Raw genomic sequence first — 20,156 nt, 5'->3', positions numbered from 1 at the left:
CACCCGGACGCGACACGCCAGTTGCAGCAAAGAGACCCATGTCTCACTTACGTATAAGTGGACATAGGCCCCTGAACTACCCCTGATTTTGGGGTGTTTTCCCGAATTGGATCAGTTGCGCTTGGAGCCCTCCGCGCCGTCCAGCAGCCCCAGATCGAGGGTCTGGCCGGGAAGGATGAGGTCCGGGTCGGAGCCGAGCGCGCCCTTGTTGGCCTCGTACAGCTCGGTCCAGCCGCCGGGAACCTTCTGTGCGTCAGCAATCGCCCAGAGGTTGTCGCCGGGCCGGACGGTGTAGTCACCGTCCGGGCTCGCCGTACCCGTGTCGCGCGCCTGGTCGTCACCGCGCGAAGCGTGCCGGCCGGAGTCGCGCCCGTCGCCCTGGTCCGCGTCCCGGCTCGCCTCGGGGGCCGGCGTGCCGCGGTGCTTGCCGCCACCCTGGTCCGTGCCCGCCGGGTCTTCGGACGCCTCGGGGGACGGCGTGGCGGTGGGCGGGGCCGTCGCACCGGAGCCCTCGGACCCGGCCGTGTCGCCGGTCGCGCCGTTCTTGTCGGACTCGCCCGCGGTATCCGACTCGCCGGACTTATCGCTCTCGTCCTTCTTGTTCGCTTCGTCCTTCGCTCCGTCCGTCGCGTCGTCCGACGGAGTGCCGGACGAGTCGTCGGTCGGGAGCAGCGAGTCCGAAGGGTCGGCGGAGGGTACGCCGCCCGGGTCGACGCCCGGCAGGGCCCCGTCCAGCGCGAGCCCGGAAATCACCGCGCAGCTCGGCCATGCCTGCGGGCCCTGGTCCTCCAGGACCTTCTCCGCGACGGATATCTGCTGCGAGCGGCTGGCGAGGTCGGCGCGGGGCGCGTACGCCGAGCCGCCGTACGCCGACCAGGTGTCCTGGGAGAACTGCAGGCCGCCGTAGTAGCCGTTGCCCAGGTCCGCGCTCCACATGCCGCCGCTCTCGCACTCGGCGACCCGGTCCCAGGTCGACGCGTCTGCGGCGTGCGCACCGGTCGCACCGAGCAGCGGGATGGCGATGGCCGATCCCGTCACGCCTGCGGCGACGACGATGGCGGGTGCCTGGCGAGGGCGGCGGTGTCTGCCGTTCGCGGAGCCCATGGGATTGCCTTCCGTGTGACTGACAAGTGACTGCTGTGGTGAACGGTGAACCTAGCGGGACTCGAACGTGTGTCACAAGTCGATGCAGCGGAGATCACGTGAAAGTCACAGAGTTGACGGAGTGTCACCTTGCGCGGTCGGCAGTCCTGGGGCGAACTCCACCGGAAGAGTGCGCAGTCCGCGCATAATGAGCCCGCCACGCCACCGCAAATCGGCAGGTTCCACCGCAAGACGCAGGTCAGGAAGGCGCTTCAGCAGCGTTGCCAGCGCGGTCTGTCCCTCCAGACGGGCGAGCGGTGCTCCCAGGCAGTAGTGGATGCCGTGCCCGTATCCCACGTGCTGATTGTCACTCCGCGCAAGGTCCAGGGTGTCCGGATCGCGGAATCGCTCCGGGTCCCGGTCGGCGGCCGCGAGGACGACCAGTACGGGGTCCCCGGCGGCGATTTCCTGCCCGCCGAGCGTGACGGGCTCCGTCGCGTACCGCCAGGTGGCGAGCTCCACCGGACCGTCGTACCGCAGCAGTTCCTCCAGGCCGGTGGCGAGGAGGTCCGTCTCCCCCGCGGCGAGCGAACGCTGAAGCCGTTCGCGCTCGCCGGGGTTGCGCAGCAGGGCGTACGTGCCGTTGCCGATGAGGTTGACCGTTGTCTCGAAGCCGGCGAAGAGAAGGATGAACGCCATCGCGGCGGCCTCGTTCTCGGTGAGGTGTTCGCCGTGGTCGCTCGTCCGGATCAGACCCGAAATCAGGTCGTCACCCGGATTCTCCCGTTTGCGGTGGATCAGTTCGGCAAGGTAGCCGCGCATCTTCTTCACGGACCTGGCCACTCCGCCGCGCGGGCCGCCGCCGTGCCGGATCATCATGCCCGCCCAGTCGCGGAAGTCGTCCTGGTCCTCCGGCGGGACGCCGAGCAGGTCGCAGATCGCGTAGATGGGCAGCGGGAACGCGAAGTCGTGGATGAGGTCGGCCTTGCCCTCCGCCACGAAGTTGTCGATGAGCCGGTCCGTCAGCTCCTGCACGCGTGGTGCGAACTCGGCGACCCGGCGCGGGGTGAACGCCTTGGCGACGAGTCGGCGCAGCCGGGTGTGGTCCGGCGGATCGATGTTCAGCAGATGCGTCATCAGCTCCGCCTTGCGCTCCCCCGGGATACCAGTCCTCCCCTTGGCGTGCGCGGACCCGGCGTGGTGGGCCGGGTTCTTGGACAGCCGGGTGTCGGCGAGTGCCTGCCTGGCATCCGCGTACCGGGTCACGAGCCAGGCCTCGACCCCGCTGGGCAGCGTCGTCCGGTGCACGGGGCTGTGCTCGCGCAGCCAGGCGTAGGCGGGGTACGGGTCGGTCGCGAACTCCCAGGTGAAGAGCTCGGGGGCGGCAGGGGTCGCGGGAGTTCCGGCCGAATGGCCGACGGGGCAGCCGGCGGGGACGTCGGTCGGGGCCTCGGCAGGGCTGTCACGGGCGGCGGGACTGTCCGTCGGCGCCTCGGAGCGGGGGGCGGCCGGGACTTCGGCGGGGCTGTCGTTCACGCCTCGACGTTAGCCGCCGCCTCCCCGCCCTCCGACTTCAGCATCGCGATCGCCTGCTCGGCGGCGTGGTTCCCCATCTCCAGAGCCTTGCCGAACCACTCCTCCGCCGCCGCCGCGTTGCCCCGTTCCCATTCCAGTTGGCCAAGGGCGAAGGCGCCGGAGTAAGCGCCCCGTGCGTGGCCTTCCTCGAACCAGCGCCGGGCCTCGTCCCAGTCACCCCGCGCCTTCGCGGAGTAGCCCAGATTGACCGGTGCACTGATCTCCCCCGCCTCCGCCGCCATCCGGAAGAGCCGCTCGATCTCCTCGGTCGGCTCGCCCAGGTCCTCGAGGATCAGCGCCAGATTGTTCGTAGCCCCGGCGTCCCCGTGGGCCATGGCCCTGCGGTACCAGGTCTCCGCCTCTTCCGGTTCCCGCCAGTCGCGGAAGAGGTTGCCGATGGTGATGGCGACGTCCTCGTACCCCCTGTCGGCGGCTTTGCGGAACCACTTCATCGCCTCGTGCGGCCGATACTGACGGGCCCTGGTGATGACCCGGGTCCGCCCGCCCTCGTCGCCCCATACCGCTTCCAGCGCGCACGGCCACATCTTCAGCGGTACGAGATCGGCCTCCGGCCCCTGGTCCTCGACCTCGGCGACCAGCGAACCGAAGGCCATCCAGGTGTCCGATGCCCCGCCCATCACGAGCATCCCGGTCACCCCGAGCCGGACCTCCGTCGCCCAGGCGAGCCCGGCCTCGAACGACTCCTCCGGGGTATAGGGCCACCCACCCACGTACAATTCGTGTGCCCTGCGCAGCACATCGACCGGGATCCCGCCACGAGCCCCGCAGCGGGCGAGGTCGATCGCCGCACGCACCAGGTAGTGGCCGCGGCTGCGGACCCGCGCTCGCCGAGCCCGGCGCCACAGATGACCGAGCTCGGGGCCGACTGCGAGGTACTCGGTGATGCTCGTGCCGCCGCCACCCCTGTGTGCGCCACGCAGCCGGCGGTCGTCGCCGTGCTTCCTGAACCGTGCCAGTTCCTCGGCGGTCCAATGGCGGCTCAGCTCGACCGGCTCCACCCCGCCGAGCACCCGCGCACTCGCGGGCGCGCGGAAGCGGTGGGCGTCGTACGCCTCGTCGGCCATCGTGCCGATCACGACCGTGCGCTGCCAGCGCGATCGGGTCGGCGAAGCCGAGCTTCGGCCAGTGCGCCACGGCGGGCAGCGGGGAGCTCCCCGTTCACGCCCTGTCCCCCACACCTCGACCGGCCCTGGAGCCACCGTACTAAGGGGCCTTGCCCTCCGCTGCCAGGATCGCGTCGCGGTAGGTGCGGGCCGCCGCGCGCAGGGCGGCCTCCGGGTCGGTTCCGTCCTGTTCGGCCTGTACGGCGAGGGCGAGGAGCTCGTACCCGATGGAGTCGCCAGCGGGGAGCGCGACATCGAGTCCGGCGCCGCGGACCCGGCCGGCCAGCTTGGCGGCCAGGGCCAGACCGGGCTGGCCGAGCGGGACGCCTTCGGTGACCGAGTCGCGCTGCTTCTCGATCGCCTTGGTGCGCTGCCAGTGCGCGTGGACGTCCTCGGGGGTCTCGGCGCTCTCGTCGCCGAAGACATGCGGGTGGCGGTGGATCAGCTTCTCCACGAGCCCGGCCGCGACGTCGTCGAGGTCGAACGGCTCGTCGGGATCCTCCTGCGCGATCCGGGCGTGGAAGACGACCTGGAGCAGGACGTCCCCCAGCTCCTCGCGCAGTTCGTCCCGGTCGCCGTCCTCGATCGCCTCGACGAGTTCGTACGCCTCCTCGATGGCGTACTTGGCGAGGCCCTTGTGCGTCTGCTGCGAGGACCACGGGCAGGCGAGCCTGATCCGGTCCATGACCTGGACGAGGTCGAGGAGCCGGGCGCCCGGCAGATCGTACGAACCGGGCAGCAGCTCCAGGTCCGGCATCTGCACCCGGCCCGAGCCCCCGAGCCGGGCGAGCCCGTCGGTCAGCGGCTGGTTCCCCTCGCCGCCCACCAGCACCACCACGGTCCGGCCGCCCACGCAGTCGTCGACGAGCTCCTGGGCGGAGGGCACACCGTCCTCGACCGTGACGCCCGCCTCACGCAGATACGGCAGTTGCGGATGGTGCGCCTCGCTGCACAGCACCCGGTCCGCCGCGTGCAGGGTCTGCCATGCGGGCCAGGACAGCAGTCCGGGCGCCACCCGGTGGCTGGCGGTGAGCAGGACGATACGGCCGGGGTCGCCGGGGGCTTCAGCGTTCACCCCCCGAACCTACCTCGGCCCGCACCCGCCCCGGTCAGGCACCGGCCTCGGGAGCCGGCTGCTCGAACTCGGTGACCTGGGTGATCCACGGGGCCTTGTAGTTGCCGAGCTGGATCTGCTCGTCGTCCCAGACGCCGAAGCGCGGATTGACGTCGATGTCGAGCGCCTTCGACGCCTTGGCAAGCGCCTGCCCGACGACCTTCTGGCCCTCGGGGGAGGTCAGGTCGGTGCCGAGCGCCTGTGCCAGCTTGGGCAGCTGGACCTCGCGGCGCAGATCGTTCTCGATCTGGCCGGGGGCCACCCAGCGCTGCTGGAGCATCATCGCCTGGAGCTGCTTGTCACCGCCGGACTGTGCGGCGGCCGCCAGGCGCATCTCCTGGATCTCCTTGCGGCTGACCGTCACTCCGGCGTCCTTCGATGCCCGGTCCAGAATCCGCCCGAAGATGATTCCGTGCAGTTTGGCCCGGCTGAGCTGCCCGGAGCTCTTCACGAGCTGCGCGGACTGCGCCGAGCTCTCCTGCGCGCTGCGTACGTCCGCCACCTGTGCCTGGAGCGCGGACACCTCGATGCGGTCCCCGCCGACCAGGGCCGCGGCGCCCGGATGGGCCTCGCTCCCGCAGGCGGAGAGGAGCGGCACCCCGACGAGCAGTGCGGCTGAGACGGCGAGCGCGGTGCGACGGCGGCGGTGCAAAGGAGCCTCCCGGGGAGAGTTTGTGCATCAGTGCACAAAGCCTTGCGGTGATCGATGTTAGGCAGTGGATGTGGTTGGGGCCACTGATTCGACCAACGATTCGCCAGGAGTTGGGGATGCGGCGCGCCCGCGGGCCCTTCGGAGCACGCGTTCGACCACCGGGGGCTGTTCCGTCAGGGCCTGTCCGGCGGATCAGGGCCGGATAGGACGCGGCGTCTGGTGCGGTGCATCGCAAGGCGCCGGAGCGTCCTGATAGCGGAGCTATTCGGGCGTTTCGGCAACGCCGCGAGGTGCCGTGCCAGGCGTCGCGGCCCCGGCCATGATCCGCCGGACAGGCCCTAGCCGCCTCGGACGTCCTGCTGGTGCTCCAGTTGCCTGCGCAGTTCCACGGGGAGCGGGTGGTGCGGCCCATAGGCGCGCTCCGCGTCGTACAGCAGTGTCTGCAACTGCCCGCGCCCCGCCGCGTGATCGCCCACCGCGAGCAGGAGGTGGCCGATGCGGTGCCGGATGTCGAAGGCACGGCCGGGGTCGGCGGTGACGGCCCCGTACGTGTTCTCGTAGTACGGGAGGACCGCGCGGAACTCGGCGAGTGCGGCGGCGGGCTCGCCCAGCTGCTCCAGGCACTGCGCCGCGTCGTAACGGAACTGGAGAGTCTGGACGTCGGCCGGGCCCGCCTCGGCCGTGCGGTCGTCGGCGAGGCGGCGCAGCTCGGGCAGGGCGCGCCGGTACTGGCCGTCGTCCATCAGGGTGGCCGCGTACTGCTTGCGCAGGATACGGACGACGGGTGAGTGCTCCCCGTGTTCGGCCGCGGCGGCCGGGAGGATGCCGCCGAGGATGTCCACGGCCTGGGTGATCCGGCCCTCGACGAGGAGCTGTTTCACCTCGTCGACGGCGCGCGCGACATCCCGGCGGGCGGGCGCCGGGTAGCCGGTGCGGTCGGCGGGCACGGACGGCTGCGGTACGGGCACGGGGGCCTGGGCGGCGGCGGCCCGGTCCGGCCACGGGGCGTGCGGTCGCAGGAAGGGCCGGGTCGGGTCGAGCGGTCCGGCCGGTGTGCCACGGGCGGGCAGCAGGGGCGCGAGCGTCTCGTACACCTCCTGGGCGGAGGCCGGCCTGGCCTGCGGGTCCTTGGCGAGCAGCCGCAGGACGAGCGCTTCGAGCTGCGCCGGGACCTCGGATCTGAGGTGGCGGACCGGCAGCGGGGGCTCGTAGAGGTGGCGGTGCAGGACGCCGAGCGCGGTGGAACCCGCGAACGGGACGTCCCCGCTGAGGAGTTCGTGGAGGAGGACACCGAGGGCGTAGAGGTCGGTGTACGGGCCGACGGCGCCGCCCATCGCCTGCTCGGGCGCCATGTAGGCCGGGGAACCGATCGGTGAACCGGTGTGCGTGAGACGGGTCGTGTCGGTGTCCAGGACGGAGGCGACACCCAGGTCGAGGACGATGACGGTGCCGTCGGGCCGCACCATCACATTGCGGGGCTTCAGGTCGCGGTGGACGATCGGCACCGCGTGCACGGCGGACAGCACGGCGCAGAGCTGCGCGGCGACCGCGACCGCCCAGAGCCACGGGTACGGATCGTGTTCGGCGAGATGGTCGGCGAGGTCGGCGCCCTCGACGTACTGCATGACCAGGAACAGGTCCTCGCCGTCGTTGCCCGCGTCGTGGACGGTGACCAGGCCGGGGTGGTCGACCTGCGCGGTGACCCGGCACTCGCGGACGAAGCGGCGGCGCAGCTCGTCGACGGCATCGCTGCCGGTGGGCCCGGCCATCCGGTCCGGACGCAGCAGCTTCACGGCGACCCGGCGGTCGAGCCGCTGGTCGTACGCCGTCCACACCTGGCCCATGCCGCCCTGGCCGAGGATGGTCGCCAGCTCGTACCGCCCGGCGATGACGCGTCCGGTCACCGTCCCTCGCCCTCCTTACGGAGGTAGTCGCTCAGCTCGTCGAGCTCGGCGCGGACCTGGTCGAGGCGCTGGGGTGCGGCGGGCGGCGGGGTGTGCGCGGGCGGGGGCACGACGGGCGGGTAGCCGTAACCGGGGGCCGGAGGCTGTTGGTTGGGCGGCGGCGGGGTGTGCTGCTGCGGGGTGTGCTGCTGTGGGGAATACCCGCCGTACTGTCCCTGCGGCTGCGGCAGGAGCGGACGGGGGACGCCGTACGGTCCTGCGGGGCCGTAGTGGTGTATCTCCGCGTACAGGTAATAGGCGACCACGCCGACCATCACGCCGAATATCCAGGAGACGCCGATGAACGCCTCGGCGTCGCTCGTCTTCTCGGGATCCTCCGGCATGACGATCATGAACGCGAACAGCCCCGTGTTGAGCGCGAACACGAGCACGAGCAGGCCCCAGTCACGCCCCTTGCGGGTCACGATCGCAAGCCGCAGCATCGCGACCCAGCCCAGGAGTCCGCAGCTCAGCACGGTCAGCGCCACGAAAAGCACGCGCAGCGCCGACAGCACAGCCGAGGACGGGCGGCGCTTCGGTGGCTGCTCCGGCGGATAGCCGTAGCCGTGCATGTGACGCTCCTGGAAGGCGTATGTCGGACGTGTGCCGTGAGCGTATACACCGACACGGACACCCGGTCCCGGGTTGTGCACAACCGTTGTGGTTCACGTCACTTCGGGGCGACCGTGCCGTCCGTCAGCCCGTCGTACATCCCCTGCACCAGGAGCCCGCCGAGCCGCCCTGCCGTCCGCAGCTGGCTTCGACTGGGATGCGAGCCAGTGGGAGGTCAACGACCCGGGACTGAAGTCGGACTGAAGTCCCGGGCTTGCTGCTCGTGACCATCACTGGCTGTGATGAATCCGGCTGCGTCCTGCTCTCGTTTTCACTGGTTATGCGGTGAGGGTGAGAGCTGGGGCCGTTGAACGCACCCCGCTCACCGCCGAGTTCTCGGAGTTCGGCAAACCGGTGGCGGCGAAGGGGCCGCCACCCTCTGACCTCGTATGCAAAACGGCTTGTCCCCCGTACACACCGATGTACGGGGGACGAGCTGTTCGCTCACACCCGGTCCGTTCACACCCGGTGGCGCACCCACACGTTCGGCTCGGCGTACGCCGCGTACCCGTGCGCGACGGAACAGTGCACCGGCACCAGAGCACCCGGCACCTCCACCGGCCCCTCCACGTCGAACGGCAGCCCGGTCCAGCTCCGCCACTGCGCCAGCGAACCGCTCACCGTCATCGACACCGGCGCCACAGCCTCGATCACCCCGCCCGCCCGCACGTGGACGCGCAACCACGGGTCGCACGGCAGGCCGTCCTCGTCCCGCGTCCGGCGGGCGTACTCCTCCATCGGGGCGGACGCCTCCAGGTGCTTGGCGTTCGGCCGCACCGGGGCAACGAGCTCCTGGAAGCCGAGCCGCGCGGTGTTCTCCCGCAGCGCGGCCACCATCCGCCCCGATATCCCCTTCCCCAGATGGCCCTTGGCGACCGTGATCTCGATCGCGCTGACCGTGTCCGGCGTCCGCTCGCGCCGCAGATCCGAGAACGCCCACAGCAACGCCTGGTCCCACCCGCCCGGAGGCAGCTCCCGGCGCCCGGCCGCATCCAGCGCGAACGGCACGCTGTAGGCGCGGGCGACGACGGCGCCCTCGCTGTCCGTCGCGACGAGTACGTACTCGGGGAACTCGACCGCGATCCGGGGGAAGTTCGCCCAGCCCACCAGGTCCTGAAGGACGAACTCCGGCCAGGTGTCCGGCATCTCGGCCATGGGACCGGCCAGTTCGGGGCGTGCGGCGAGCGTGGTGATGATCAGCTTCATGCGCCACACGCTAATGAGCGGACGGAAAGCGTCCACCGATTTTTCCCGGGACCGGACGCCGCCTTCGGTGATCTACTGCATCCGGAACTCCACGCGGAAGGAATGGACACGGTGGATGAGAATCCCTCACTGACAGAGCGTTTCGAGGAGCACCGGCCTCAACTGCGAGCGGTGGCCTACCGGATGCTCGGCTCGGCGAGCGAGGCCGATGACGCCGTCCAGGACACCTGGCTCCGCGCGAGCCGGGCCGACACGGACGGGGTGGAGAACCTCGCCGGCTGGCTGACCACCGTGGTGTCCCGGGTCTGCCTCAACATGCTGCGCTCGCGCGAGACCCGCTGCGAGGACCCCCTGGAGGCGTACGCCCCGGGCGCGGCCGAGGCCGAGGGGAGCGACGCACGGCACGACCCGGAACAGGAAGCGCTGCTGGCGGACTCGGTCGGGCTGGCCATGCTGGTGGTCCTCGACACGCTGACACCGGCCGAGCGGCTGTCCTTCGTCCTGCACGACATGTTCGCCGTGCCCTTCGACGAGCTCGGCGCCATGCTCGACCGTTCCCCGACGGCCGCCCGCCAGCTCGCGAGCCGCGCCCGCCGCCGGGTCAGGGGCGGCACAGCGGTGCCCGCACCGGACCTGAACCTCCGGCGCCAGGTCGTCGACGCCTTCCTGGCCGCCACCCGGGGCGGCGACTTCGAGGCACTGGTCGCCCTCCTCGACCCCGACGTGGTGCTCCGGGCCGACCGGGCCGTCGTCCCCACACCCGAACCCATCGAGGTCCGCGGCGCGCTCAGCGTGGCCAAGGGCGCGATGGCTGCCATGGGCCGGGCCCGTTTCACCGGCCCCGCGCTGGTGAACGGCATGGTCGGCCTCGCCATGGCTCCCCACGGACGCCTGCGCATCGTCCTCGCCTTCACGATGGCGGAGGGCAGGATCACGGAGATCGATGTGATCGCGGAACCGGACCGTCTCGGCGAACTCACCATCGCCGTGCCGGACCACTGACACACCGAGGGCGCCGACCGGAGCGATCCGGTCGGCGCCCGGCAGACATCCAGTCCTCAGCCGCCGCACTGCGCGAGCATCATGTCCTTGTCCGGGACGGTCACCGGCAACTCGTACTTCCGCGCCACCTGCGCGAACCGCACCGCGTACGCACAGCGGATGCGCTTGTTCGGCGGGAGCCAGGAGGCCGGACCGGAGTCGCCCTTGGACGAGTTGGCGCGCCCCTCGACGGGAAGCAGATTGAGTACGTCGTTGGCGAGCCGCTTGCGCTTGCTCTCCGGCCAGCGCGCGGCGCCCATCTGCCAGCTGTACGACAGCGGCACCACATGGTCGATCTGGACCTCGGAGGCGCGCTCCTTGCGCCAGTCGAGGGTCTGCCCGGTGTACGGGTCGTACAGCTTCATCGCGATGACGACACAGTCCGAACCGCCACGGAAGCGGAGCCCCTGGCCGTCGCGGTGGAGGAGGTCGTTACGGGTGTCGCAGCCGTTGCGCGCGAGGGGGACCCCGTCCGCGGTGTCCATCCAGGCGTAACCGAACTCGTCCCGCTCGTAACCGGTGCGCGGTCCGCGCCCCTTGGTGGCCACGTTCCCGATGAGCTTGCGGGCCGCGGCCCTGTCGTCCTCGGAGGTGAGGGGTGCGAGCCCCGGCTTCGTACCGTCCTGGTTGCTCAGGGGGCTGGCTCCGACGCCCTCGCCCGCCTGCCCGCCGCCGCTCGCCGCACTGCTCGCACCCGCGCTCCCGCCCCCCGTCCCCTGGGGTTCGCAGCCCGCCAGGGACAGCACGACGGCCGCGCTCAGGGCGGGCAGCACCACTCGGTACATGCGGGGAGATATCACGCGGAGCCATCCTGACGGGGAGAAAGCCGAACCCGGGAATCCTACGGACGTCTTCCCCGCCAGAGAACGTTCAAGGCGGGCGACCCGCCCGGATGGGCCCCGGATCACACGTCACGCAGACCCCGTACGGCCCGCCCCGGGCTCACACCTTCCCGATGCCGAGCGTCGTCTCGGACGGCAGCAGCCCGGCTCCGAGCACCGCCACCCACAGCGGCCCCAGCAACTCCACCAGCCGCACCCGGCCTTCCTCCCCGAGGGCCGCCCACAGTCCGGCCGCCTCCTCGTCGGTGCGCCGCTCCACCTCCGCGCGCAGCGCGCGGCCCGCCTCCGTGACCATGCCGTCCGGCCCCAACAGCCCGCGTGCCTCCAGCCGTTGACGTGCAGCCGCCCACTCGTCCGCGCTCCATCCCCGGCTCTCGAACACCTCGGGGCGCGCCGCGCCGACACCCGCGAAGGAGACCAGCGACTCGACCGGGTCGAGGCCCGCGGCGACGAGCGCCGCGATGTGCCCGTCGCCCCGGTGCTCGCGCAGGACGGTCGCGGCCTGCCACAGCACCAGGTGCGGGGCGTCCGGCCAGGGCAGTGCGGCGTTGGCCTCGGCGAGCGGCCGGCCCTTCACGTCCGCCGCCTCGGCCGCGCGGCGGGCCAGCGCGGCGATCTCGGCGAGCTCCGGACCGTCGATCCACTCCGCGAGCAGTGCTCTGTACGTACGGTCGACCGCCCTCGTCCGGGCCGCGAGCACGGCTTCCGGTGTGGCGACGGACCAGACGGCCGGGACGTACTCGCGGACCATCACCGGGCTGAAACTGTGGAAGGTGCCGACGACGTGGCGCTCCCCCGCCGCGCCGAGCGGCGCGGCACGCCAGGCGAAGTAGCCCGGCCAGCGCTCGTCGACGGCGTAGCCGAGCGCGGCGGCCTCCTCGCGGGCCTCGGGTGCGTAGTAGAGGACGGCATGCAGGGGTTCCAGCAGGTGCCACATCTGACGCACACTGCCCAGCTCTTCGGACATGTCTCCGCCTTCCCAGAACTCCACAGAACTCCACGGAACAAGAAATCTTGCCAGTGACTAGATTCCCTCGGATTCCCAGAGTGCGCCTCGCCCACCAACTTGTCAATGACTAGATTCGGCGTACTGTGCTGACCATGAGCAGCGAGCGCACCTACCACCACGGCGACCTGCGGCGGGCCGTTCTGACCGCCGCCCTCGACGTCGTCGCGACGGACGGCCCCGGCGCCCTGAGCCTGCGCGACCTGGCCCGCCGGGCGGGCGTCTCGCACGCCGCCCCGGCCCATCACTTCAAGGACAGGACCGGCCTGCTCACCGCGATCGCCGCCGAGGGCTACACACTCTTCGCGGACGCCCTGGACGAGGCGCCGACTCTGAACGAGCGGGGCGTGCGGTACGTACGGTTCGCCAGGGAACACCCCGCCCACTTCCAGGTGATGTTCCGCCCGGAGCTCCACCGGCCCGACGACCCGGACCTGCTCGCGGCGAAGGCCCGCGCCGCCGACTCCCTGCGCGCAGGCGTCAGCGCACTCCCCGCCGAGGGCCGGGCCGACGCGGGCATCGCCGCCTGGTCCCTGGCCCACGGCTTCGCCACCCTGCTCCTCAGCGGCAACCTGTCCGGCCCCCTGGGCACCCGTGACCCCGAGGAGGTCTTCCGCTCACTCGCGGGGCTGCTGTTCGCCGACGGAGTCAGGACCCCAGGATCGTCGTAAGGAACTCCCCGGTCCACGCCAGGAGTTCGCGGCCGACCACCGGCTTGCCGCCGATTCTGCCTGCCGTGGGGCGGGGGACCAGGATCTGGTGGGCGGTCGGCTTGATGACCGTCTTCGGGTGGAGCCGCTTCAGGCGCAGCTCCTGGGACTCGCGCAGCTCCACCGGGGCGAAGCGGATGTTCGAGCCCTGGAGGACGATCTCGCCGACCCCGCAGGCGCGGGCCAGCATGCGCAGGCCGGCGACCAGGAGCAGGTTCTCTACCGGCTCCGGGAGCTTGCCGTAGCGGTCGGTGAGCTCCTCGCGTACCGCCCTGATGTCGTCCTCCGTGTTGGCGGAGGCGATCGAGCGGTACGCCTGGAGGCGGAGCCGCTCGCCGGGGGCGTAGTCGTGCGGTACGTGGGCGTCTACCGGGAGCTCGATCTTGACCTCAAGCGGGGGCTCCTCCTCGACGCCTCCGTCGACCGCGGCCCGGTAGTCGGCCACCGCCTCGCCGACCATCCGGATGTAGAGGTCGAAGCCGACGCCCGCGATATGGCCGGACTGTTCGCCGCCGAGCAGATTTCCGGCGCCGCGGATTTCGAGGTCCTTCATGGCCACGTACATGCCCGCGCCCATTTCGGTGTGCTGGGCGATGGTCGCCAGGCGCTCGTGGGCGGTCTCCGTGAGGGGCTTCTCCGGGGGGTACAGGAAGTAGGAGTAGCCCCGGTCCCTGCCACGGCCGACGCGTCCGCGGAGCTGGTGCAGTTGCGAGAGGCCGAAGTTGTCGCCGCGCTCCACGATCAGGGTGTTGGCGTTGGAGATGTCGATGCCGGACTCGACGATCGTCGTCGAGACGAGTACGTCGAACTTCTTCTCCCAGAAGTCCACGACGACCTGCTCCAGGGCGCTCTCGCCCATCTGTCCGTGCGCCGTGGCGATACGGGCCTCCGGCACGATCTCGCGGAGCCGTGCCGCGGCACGGTCGATGGACTCGACCCGGTTGTGGATGTAGAAGACCTGGCCCTCGCGCAGCAGTTCACGGCGGACGGCGGCGCCGATCTGCTTCTCGTCGTACGGCCCGACGAAGGTGAGAACGGGGTGGCGCTCCTCCGGCGGCGTCGTGATCGTCGACATCTCACGGATGCCGGTGACGGCCATTTCGAGCGTACGGGGGATGGGCGTCGCGGACATGGTCAGTACGTCGACGTTGGCACGGAGCTTCTTCAGCTGCTCCTTGTGCTCGACGCCGAAGCGCTGCTCCTCGTCCACGATGACCAGGCCGAGGTCCTTGAACCTCGTCTCGGCGGAGAAGAGGCGGTGCGTGCCGATGACGAGGTCGACCGAGCCCTCCCGCAGGCCCTCCAGCGTGGACTTCGACTCCGTGTCGGACTGGAAGCGGCTCAACGCCCGTACGTTGACCGGGAACTGGGCGTACCGCTCGGTGAACGTACCGAAGTGCTGCTGGACGAGGAGCGTGGTCGGTACGAGGACGGCGACCTGCTTTCCGTCCTGGACCGCCTTGAACGCCGCGCGCACGGCGATCTCCGTCTTGCCGTAACCGACGTCGCCGCAGACCAGCCGGTCCATGGGGACCGTCTTCTCCATGTCCTCCTTGACCTCGGCGATCGTGGACAGCTGGTCGGGCGTCTCCGCGTACGGGAAGGCGTCCTCCAGCTCGCGCTGCCACGGGGTGTCCGGGCCGAAGGCGTGCCCGGGGGCCGCCATCCGCGCCGAGTACAGCTTGATGAGGTCGGCGGCGATCTCCTTGACCGCCTTCTTGGCGCGCTGCTTGGTCTTGGTCCAGTCGGCGCCGCCGAGCCGGTGCAGGGTCGGGGCCTCGCCGCCCACGTACTTGGTGACCTGCTCCAGCTGGTCGGTGGGGATGTACAGCCGGTCGCCGGGCTGGCCGCGCTTGGCCGGGGCGTACTCGACGAGGAGGTACTCGCGGGTGGCGGCCTGCACCGTGCGCTGCACCATCTCGATGTAGCGGCCCACGCCGTGCTGCTCGTGGACGATGTAGTCGCCCGTCTCCAGCGTCAGCGGGTCGATGGTCTTGCGGCGGCGGGCCGGCATCCGGCCGAGGTCCTTGGTGGCCGTGCGCTGACCGGTCAGATCGGTCTCGGTCAGCACGGCGAGCTTGAGCGCCGGGTCGACGAAGCCCTGGTCGATGGCGCCGCACGACACATGGACGAGGGACGGCGAGATCTCGGCCAGGTCCTGGTCGAGGCGGGCGGGGATGCCCTCGCCGCCGAGGACCTCGACGGTGCGGGAGGCCGGGCCCTGGCCCTCGGTGACGTACACCGTGCGCCAGCCGTCCGCGAGCCAGCCCTTGGTGTCGGCGAGCGCGCGGGCGGTGTCGCCCCGGTACGCCTCGGGGGCGTGCATCCGGAGCTTGAGGGTGTCCTCGTCCAGCTCGTCGTCGGCGGCGAACGGGGAGACCGACCACCACATCATGTTGAGCTCGCGGGCCCGGTCGCGGACGTCCGCGATGCCCCGGAGCGAGGCCGCGCCGACATCGATCGGGGCCTCGCCGCCGCCCGCCGTGGCCGCCCAGGACGCCTGGAGGAACTCCTGGCTGGTGGCGACCAGGTCGGTCGCCCGCGTACGCACCCGCTCCGGGTCGCAGACCACCGCCATCGAGCCCTTCGGCAGGACGTCGATCAGCAGCTCCATCTCGTCCACCAGCACCGGGGCGAGGGACTCCATGCCCTCGACGGCGATCCCCTCGGCGATCCTGCCCAGCAGCTCGCCCAGCTCCGGGTGGGCCTCGGCGAGGGCGGCGGCCCGGCTGCGGACCTCGTCCGTGAGCAGCAGCTCGCGGCAGGGCGGCGCCCACAGCCCGTGCGCGGCGACCTCCAGCGAGCGCTGGTCAGCGATCTTGAAGTAGCGGATCTCCTCGACGTCGTCGCCCCAGAACTCCACCCGCAGGGGGTGCTCCTCGGTCGGCGGGAAGACGTCCAGAATTCCACCGCGTACGGCGAACTCGCCGCGCTTCTCGACCAGTTCGACCCGGGAGTACGCGGCGGCCGCGAGCGCCTCGACGACCTCGCCCAGATCGGCGGTCTGTCCGCTGCTCAGCGCCACAGGCTCCAGGTCGCCGAGCCCCTTGACCTGCGGCTGGAGCACGGAGCGCACGGGCGCGACGATGACGCTGACCGGGCCGGTCTCCGGGTCGTCCTGCCTGGGGTGCGCCAGCCTGCGCAGCACGGCGAGGCGGCGGCCCACGGTGTCCGAGCGCGGCGAGAGCCGTTCGTGGGGCAGAGTCTCCCAGGACGGGTATTCGGCGATGGTGTCCGGCGGCAGCAGCGTGCGCAGCGCCGCCGCCAGGTCCTCCGCCTCGCGGCCGGTCGCGGTGACGGCCAGCACGGTCCGGCCGGTCTCGCGGGCCAGTGCGGCCACGGCGAAGGGCCGGGCGGCCGACGGACCCACCAGGTCGACATGCATCCGGTGGCCGTCGGTGGCGGCCTTCACCGCTTCGGAGAGCGCCGGGTCACGTACGACGACATCCAGCAGACCGTGCAGGCTCATGAAGGGCTTCCGTCCGGGGTACGGGGGTGTACTGACAGCCGGCTGCTGCCAGGGGCGACGCGCCGTCCCCGGCAGGGGGCAACACGAATGGCCCGACACGTAGGACGGGCCGGGGTTCCAGACTACGACTCCCCTACGACAGCCGCGCCCGCAACCGCGTCACGCCGTGGCCGGGAGCGGTCACCGGTCAGCCGAATGCCGGGGCCGGGCCGTCCCGGGCACCCGGACGCGTACCGCTGCGTACTGGCGGACGCGGGCATTACGACGGAGCCGGCCCCGGGACGTTTGGAGGAACGTCCCGGGGCCGGCTCCGTCATCCTATGACGGCCACCGTCACCCGTCGGTGGCGATCGCGTTGAGGACGTTCATCCGGCCCGCCCGGAAAGCGGGAACCAGTGCGGCGAACAGTCCGACGAAGGCCGAGGCGACGAAGACCGTGAGGATCGTCGGCCACGGGATCTCCAGGACGCCGAGACCCTCCAGGGCCAGCAGCTTCTGGGCCGAGGTGCCCCATCCCATGCCCAGGCCGAGGCCGAGCAGGGCGCCGAAGAGGGCGATGACCACGGACTCCAGCCGGATCATGCGGCGCAGCTGACGGCGCGAGAGGCCGATGGCCCGCATCAGACCGATCTCACGGGTCCGCTCGACCACCGACAGGGCGAGCGTGTTCACCACACCGAGCACCGCGACGATGATCGCCAGGGCCAGCAGGCCGTACACGATGTTGAGCAGCTGGCCGATCTGGTCCTTCAGGTCCTGCTTGAAGTCCGCCTGGTTCTGCACCTTGTACTGCGGGTACTCGGCGAGTGAGGACTTGAGGGCGGCGTACGCCTCCTTCTCCTTGCCGTCCTGCGCCTTGCCGAACATGATCATGTTCTGTGGCATCTTGTCGGCGGGGACGTACTTCTCGGCGGTCCTGGTGTGGGTGTACATCGCCCCCTTGTCGACGTTGGTCTCGTCCGAGGTGATCGCGGCGACCTTCAGCTTCGCCGTCTCACCGCCCTTGAACGCGACCGTCATCTCGTCCCCGACCTTGATCTTGTGCCGGGTGGCGTACGCGTCACCGACCGACATGGCGTCCTCGCCGTACGCGTCGGCCAGATCACCGGAGACTGTCGTGCGCCGCAGGTCGTCCTTGTACGTCGGGTCGGCGGCGACGACTCCCTCGTCCTCCGTCGAACCGTCGGGGGCGGTCAGCTTCGCGCTGACGACCTTGTAGTGGGTGATGTGCTCGATACCGGGTGCGCTCTCCAGGGCCTTCGCGGCCTGGGGGACGATCAGCTGGCCGGGGGTGGACGACTGGACGATGAAGTCCGCGCCGACCGACTTGTCGAGCTCGTCGGTGGCCGAGGCGACCATGGACGAACCGACGACCGAGAGGCAGGCCACCAGGGCCAGGCCGATCATCAGGGCCGCGCCGGTCGCTCCGGTACGCCTCGGGTTGCGCAGCGCGTTGCGCTCCGCGAGCCGGCCGACCGGGCCGAACATCCGCAGCACGACCACGCTGAGCGCCCGCACCACGATCCCGGCGAGCAGCGGGCCGATCACGATGAAGCCGATGAGGGTCAGGACCACACCGAGCCCCAGGAACAGCGAACCCTCGCTCGCCTTCTCGGCCTGCGTGGTCGCCCACAGGGCCGCGCCACCGCCGACGGTGAGGACCAGACCGATACCGGCCCTGATCCAGCCGGACTTGGCGTCCGCCGGGGTTCCGGCGTCGCGCAGGGCCGCCATCGGCGAGACCTTGCCGGCCCGGCGGGCGGGGACGTAGGCGGCGAGGACGGTGACGACGACACCGAGCACGAGCCCGATCACCGGGGTCGTCCAGGCGATGGTGAGGTCCTTGGTGGACAGCTCCATGCCCATGGCGCCCATGAGCTTCATCAGACCGACGGCGAGCCCGATACCGGCGCCGACACCGAGGATCGAACCGACGACCCCGAGGAGCACCGCTTCGACGAGCACCGACCGGTTGACCTGCTTGCGGCTGGAGCCGATGGCCCGCATCAGACCGATCTCGCGGGTGCGCTGGGCGACCAGCATCGAGAAGGTGTTGACGATCAGGAAGATCCCGACGAGGAAGGCGATCCCGGCGAAGCCGAGCATCGCGTACTTCATCACGTCGAGGAAGGAGCCCATGGAGTCCTTGCTGGCCGCCGCGGCCTCGTCCTGGGTCTGGAGCTTGTACGTGGCCGGGTCACCGAGCGCGGTGGCGACGCCGCTCTTCAACTCCGTGTCGTTCACCCCCGGTTCGGCGGTGATGGCGATGTGGGTGAAAAGGTCGGGTCCGCCGAGCAGCTTCTGCTGCGCGGTGGCGGTGTCGAGGTAGACGACGGCCGCGCCCGGGTTGGTCACGGTGAAGGACGCGATGCCGCTGATCTTCGCCTTGATGTCGCCGGTGACGGCGATGGTGCGCAGCTCGTCACCGAGCTTCAGGTGGTGCTTCTCCGCGGTGTCGGCGTCGACCATCACCTCGGTGGGGCCGCGCGGGGCGTGACCGGAGGTGATCTCCATGGAACGCAGGTCGTTGCGCGTCCAGTTGCCGGCGAACGTCGGGGCGCCGGTCTCGGAGCCCATGTTCTTGTTGTGGCTGTCGACGACGGTGACGGCCATGCTGGAGACGACGCCCTCGGCGGACTTCACGCCGTCGGCCTTCTCCACCTGCCCGACGACGGAGGCGGGCAGCGACTCGGGCTTGCCCGTCTCCGGGGTGTCGTCGACGTCCGCGGCGGACTTGGGGCTGACGGTGACATCGGCGGCGGTCGCCGCGAAGAGCTTGTCGAACGTGGTGTTCATGGTGTCGGTGAAGACGAGCGTGCCGCACACGAACGCCACCGACAGGAGGACCGCGACGGCGGAGAGCGCCATGCGTCCCTTGTGCGCGAGGAAGTTGCGCATCGAGGTCTTGAGGACAGTCACGACGTACGCCCCCGTGCATCGAAGTGCTTCATGCGGTCGAGGACCTGGTCGGCGGTCGGGTTCAGCATCTCGTCGACGATGGAACCGTCCGCGAGATACAGCACCCGGTCCGCGTAGGAGGCCGCCACCGGGTCGTGGGTGACCATGACGATGGTCTGGCCCAGGTCGTCGACGGACCTGCGCAGGAAGGACAGCACCTCGGCGCCGGCCCGCGAGTCCAGGTTTCCGGTCGGCTCGTCACCGAAGATGATGTCCGGCTGGGAGGCGAGGGCGCGGGCCACCGCGACACGCTGCTGCTGGCCACCGGAGAGCTCGGTCGGCCGGTGCTTCAGCCGGTCGGAGAGACCGACGGTCTCCACGACCTGGCGCAGCCAGGCGGCGTCGGGCTTGCGGCCCGCGATGTCCATCGGCAGCGTGATGTTCTCCAGCGCATTGAGCGTCGGGAGCAGGTTGAACGCCTGGAAGATGAAGCCGATCCGGTCCCGGCGGAGCTGAGTGAGCTTCTTGTCCTTGAGCTTCGTGATCTCGGTTTCGTCGAGGTAGATCTCGCCCGAGGTCACTGTGTCGAGGCCCGCGAGGCAGTGCATCAGCGTCGACTTACCGGAGCCGGACGGGCCCATGATCGCCGTGAACTGCCCGCGAGCGATGTCGACATCGACATGGTCGAGCGCGACGACCCGGGTTTCCCCGGCCCCGTACGCCTTGACGACCTGTCGCGCTCGCGCAGCGACGGCCGTACGCCCTCCAGTGCCCCCGTGCCTGGTAATGGTCACAGCCGTTGTCACGGTATTTCTCCTATGCCGGTGGATGCCTGGTCGTCTCTGTGTACGTTCTGAGTCTTGCGGGAGGAGGGGGTCCGG

General features: G+C 70.8%; 15 protein-coding genes. 2 read left to right on the top strand and 13 right to left on the bottom strand.

What is annotated here, in order from left to right; all coding sequences use genetic code 11:
- Nucleotides 1-111: 111 nt before the first annotated feature.
- The 8 genes from ACFT7S_RS25100 to ACFT7S_RS25065 all read right to left on the bottom strand — a co-directional run bounded on the left by ACFT7S_RS25100 (nucleotide 112) and on the right by ACFT7S_RS25065 (nucleotide 9,309).
- Entirely contained in the window at nucleotides 112-1,104 is a 993-nt protein-coding gene (locus tag ACFT7S_RS25100) for a transglycosylase family protein (protein WP_382735467.1), read from the bottom strand.
- A gap of 105 nt (nucleotides 1,105-1,209) precedes the next feature.
- Nucleotides 1,210-2,619 carry a cytochrome P450 gene (locus ACFT7S_RS25095; RefSeq protein ID WP_382735465.1) on the bottom strand — a complete coding sequence of 470 codons (1,410 nt, stop codon included), beginning with the start codon at nucleotides 2,617-2,619 and terminating at the stop codon, nucleotides 1,210-1,212.
- On the bottom strand, nucleotides 2,616-3,755 hold the full coding sequence (locus ACFT7S_RS25090; protein WP_382735463.1) for a tetratricopeptide repeat protein: 1,140 nt from the start codon (nucleotides 3,753-3,755) through the stop codon (nucleotides 2,616-2,618). The genes ACFT7S_RS25095 and ACFT7S_RS25090 overlap by 4 nt, the downstream gene beginning before the upstream one ends.
- 127 nt (nucleotides 3,756-3,882) lie before the next feature.
- Entirely contained in the window at nucleotides 3,883-4,857 is a 975-nt protein-coding gene (locus ACFT7S_RS25085; protein WP_382735461.1) for a nucleoside triphosphate pyrophosphohydrolase, read from the bottom strand.
- A 34-nt stretch (nucleotides 4,858-4,891) separates the two neighbouring features.
- Nucleotides 4,892-5,548: a SurA N-terminal domain-containing protein gene (locus tag ACFT7S_RS25080; protein ID WP_382735459.1), complete on the bottom strand. Its 657-nt coding sequence runs from the start codon at nucleotides 5,546-5,548 to the stop codon at nucleotides 4,892-4,894.
- 338 nt (nucleotides 5,549-5,886) lie between these two features.
- The gene (locus tag ACFT7S_RS25075) at nucleotides 5,887-7,452 is read right to left on the bottom strand and encodes a protein kinase (protein ID WP_382735457.1); all 1,566 of its coding nucleotides are present in this window, start codon (nucleotides 7,450-7,452) and stop codon (nucleotides 5,887-5,889) included.
- The gene (locus ACFT7S_RS25070; protein WP_382735455.1) at nucleotides 7,449-8,063 is read right to left on the bottom strand and encodes a hypothetical protein; all 615 of its coding nucleotides are present in this window, start codon (nucleotides 8,061-8,063) and stop codon (nucleotides 7,449-7,451) included. Before ACFT7S_RS25070 ends, ACFT7S_RS25075 begins: the two co-directional genes overlap by 4 nt.
- Before the next feature lie 499 nt (nucleotides 8,064-8,562).
- Nucleotides 8,563-9,309, bottom strand: a complete 747-nt coding sequence (locus tag ACFT7S_RS25065; protein ID WP_382735453.1) for an N-acetyltransferase — start codon at nucleotides 9,307-9,309, stop codon at nucleotides 8,563-8,565.
- 102 nt (nucleotides 9,310-9,411) lie between these two features.
- Here ACFT7S_RS25065 and ACFT7S_RS25060 point away from each other — a divergent pair, with 102 nt between their 5' ends.
- A complete protein-coding gene (locus tag ACFT7S_RS25060) occupies nucleotides 9,412-10,311 on the top strand; it encodes a sigma-70 family RNA polymerase sigma factor (protein WP_382735451.1) in 900 nt (299 codons plus the stop codon).
- A 56-nt stretch (nucleotides 10,312-10,367) separates the two neighbouring features.
- Here the strand turns inward: ACFT7S_RS25060 and ACFT7S_RS25055 are convergent, their stop codons facing one another.
- Both ACFT7S_RS25055 and ACFT7S_RS25050 read right to left on the bottom strand, forming a co-directional pair.
- The gene (locus tag ACFT7S_RS25055) at nucleotides 10,368-11,135 is read right to left on the bottom strand and encodes an HNH endonuclease family protein (RefSeq protein WP_382735603.1); all 768 of its coding nucleotides are present in this window, start codon (nucleotides 11,133-11,135) and stop codon (nucleotides 10,368-10,370) included.
- 157 nt (nucleotides 11,136-11,292) lie between these two features.
- The gene (locus ACFT7S_RS25050; protein ID WP_382735449.1) at nucleotides 11,293-12,159 is read right to left on the bottom strand and encodes a hypothetical protein; all 867 of its coding nucleotides are present in this window, start codon (nucleotides 12,157-12,159) and stop codon (nucleotides 11,293-11,295) included.
- Between the two features lie 134 nt (nucleotides 12,160-12,293).
- Between ACFT7S_RS25050 and ACFT7S_RS25045 the strand changes: the two genes are divergently transcribed.
- Entirely contained in the window at nucleotides 12,294-12,869 is a 576-nt protein-coding gene (locus tag ACFT7S_RS25045) for a TetR/AcrR family transcriptional regulator (RefSeq protein WP_382735447.1), read from the top strand.
- On the opposite strand, the gene mfd is transcribed toward ACFT7S_RS25045, so the two are convergent.
- The 3 genes from mfd to ACFT7S_RS25030 form a co-directional block, all read right to left on the bottom strand.
- Complete coding sequence (gene mfd / locus ACFT7S_RS25040) at nucleotides 12,847-16,377, bottom strand: transcription-repair coupling factor (RefSeq protein ID WP_382735444.1); 3,531 nt, start codon at nucleotides 16,375-16,377, stop codon at nucleotides 12,847-12,849. The two genes, ACFT7S_RS25045 and mfd, sit on opposite strands and share 23 nt — an antisense overlap.
- Nucleotides 16,378-16,710: 333 nt before the next feature.
- Nucleotides 16,711-19,296, bottom strand: coding sequence for an ABC transporter permease (locus tag ACFT7S_RS25035; protein WP_382735443.1), 2,586 nt, complete (start codon nucleotides 19,294-19,296; stop codon nucleotides 16,711-16,713).
- Nucleotides 19,293-20,081 carry an ABC transporter ATP-binding protein gene (locus tag ACFT7S_RS25030; RefSeq protein ID WP_382735441.1) on the bottom strand — a complete coding sequence of 263 codons (789 nt, stop codon included), beginning with the start codon at nucleotides 20,079-20,081 and terminating at the stop codon, nucleotides 19,293-19,295. The genes ACFT7S_RS25035 and ACFT7S_RS25030 overlap by 4 nt, the downstream gene beginning before the upstream one ends.
- Nucleotides 20,082-20,156: the final 75 nt, after the last annotated feature.

It is taken from the genome of Streptomyces sp. NPDC057136 (assembly GCF_042670885.1).
In the GTDB taxonomy this organism is placed as follows: Bacteria; Actinomycetota; Actinomycetes; order Streptomycetales; family Streptomycetaceae; genus Streptomyces.
Note: the sequence above shows the minus strand (reverse complement) of the source record. Positions and strands in the feature narration are given on the sequence as shown.

What these genes read in the sequence shown, in the direction of transcription:
- ACFT7S_RS25070 (WP_382735455.1), bottom strand. Translation starts at nt 8,063, where the DNA reads ATGCACGGCTACGGCTATCCGCCGGAGCAGCCACCGAAGCGCCGCCCG.
- ACFT7S_RS25045 (WP_382735447.1), top strand. Translation starts at nt 12,294, where the DNA reads ATGAGCAGCGAGCGCACCTACCACCACGGCGACCTGCGGCGGGCCGTT.
- ACFT7S_RS25060 (WP_382735451.1), top strand. Translation starts at nt 9,412, where the DNA reads ATGGACACGGTGGATGAGAATCCCTCACTGACAGAGCGTTTCGAGGAG.
- ACFT7S_RS25065 (WP_382735453.1), bottom strand. Translation starts at nt 9,309, where the DNA reads ATGAAGCTGATCATCACCACGCTCGCCGCACGCCCCGAACTGGCCGGT.
- ACFT7S_RS25055 (WP_382735603.1), bottom strand. Translation starts at nt 11,135, where the DNA reads ATGTACCGAGTGGTGCTGCCCGCCCTGAGCGCGGCCGTCGTGCTGTCC.
- ACFT7S_RS25100 (WP_382735467.1), bottom strand. Translation starts at nt 1,104, where the DNA reads ATGGGCTCCGCGAACGGCAGACACCGCCGCCCTCGCCAGGCACCCGCC.
- mfd (WP_382735444.1), bottom strand. Translation starts at nt 16,377, where the DNA reads ATGAGCCTGCACGGTCTGCTGGATGTCGTCGTACGTGACCCGGCGCTC.
- ACFT7S_RS25050 (WP_382735449.1), bottom strand. Translation starts at nt 12,159, where the DNA reads ATGTCCGAAGAGCTGGGCAGTGTGCGTCAGATGTGGCACCTGCTGGAA.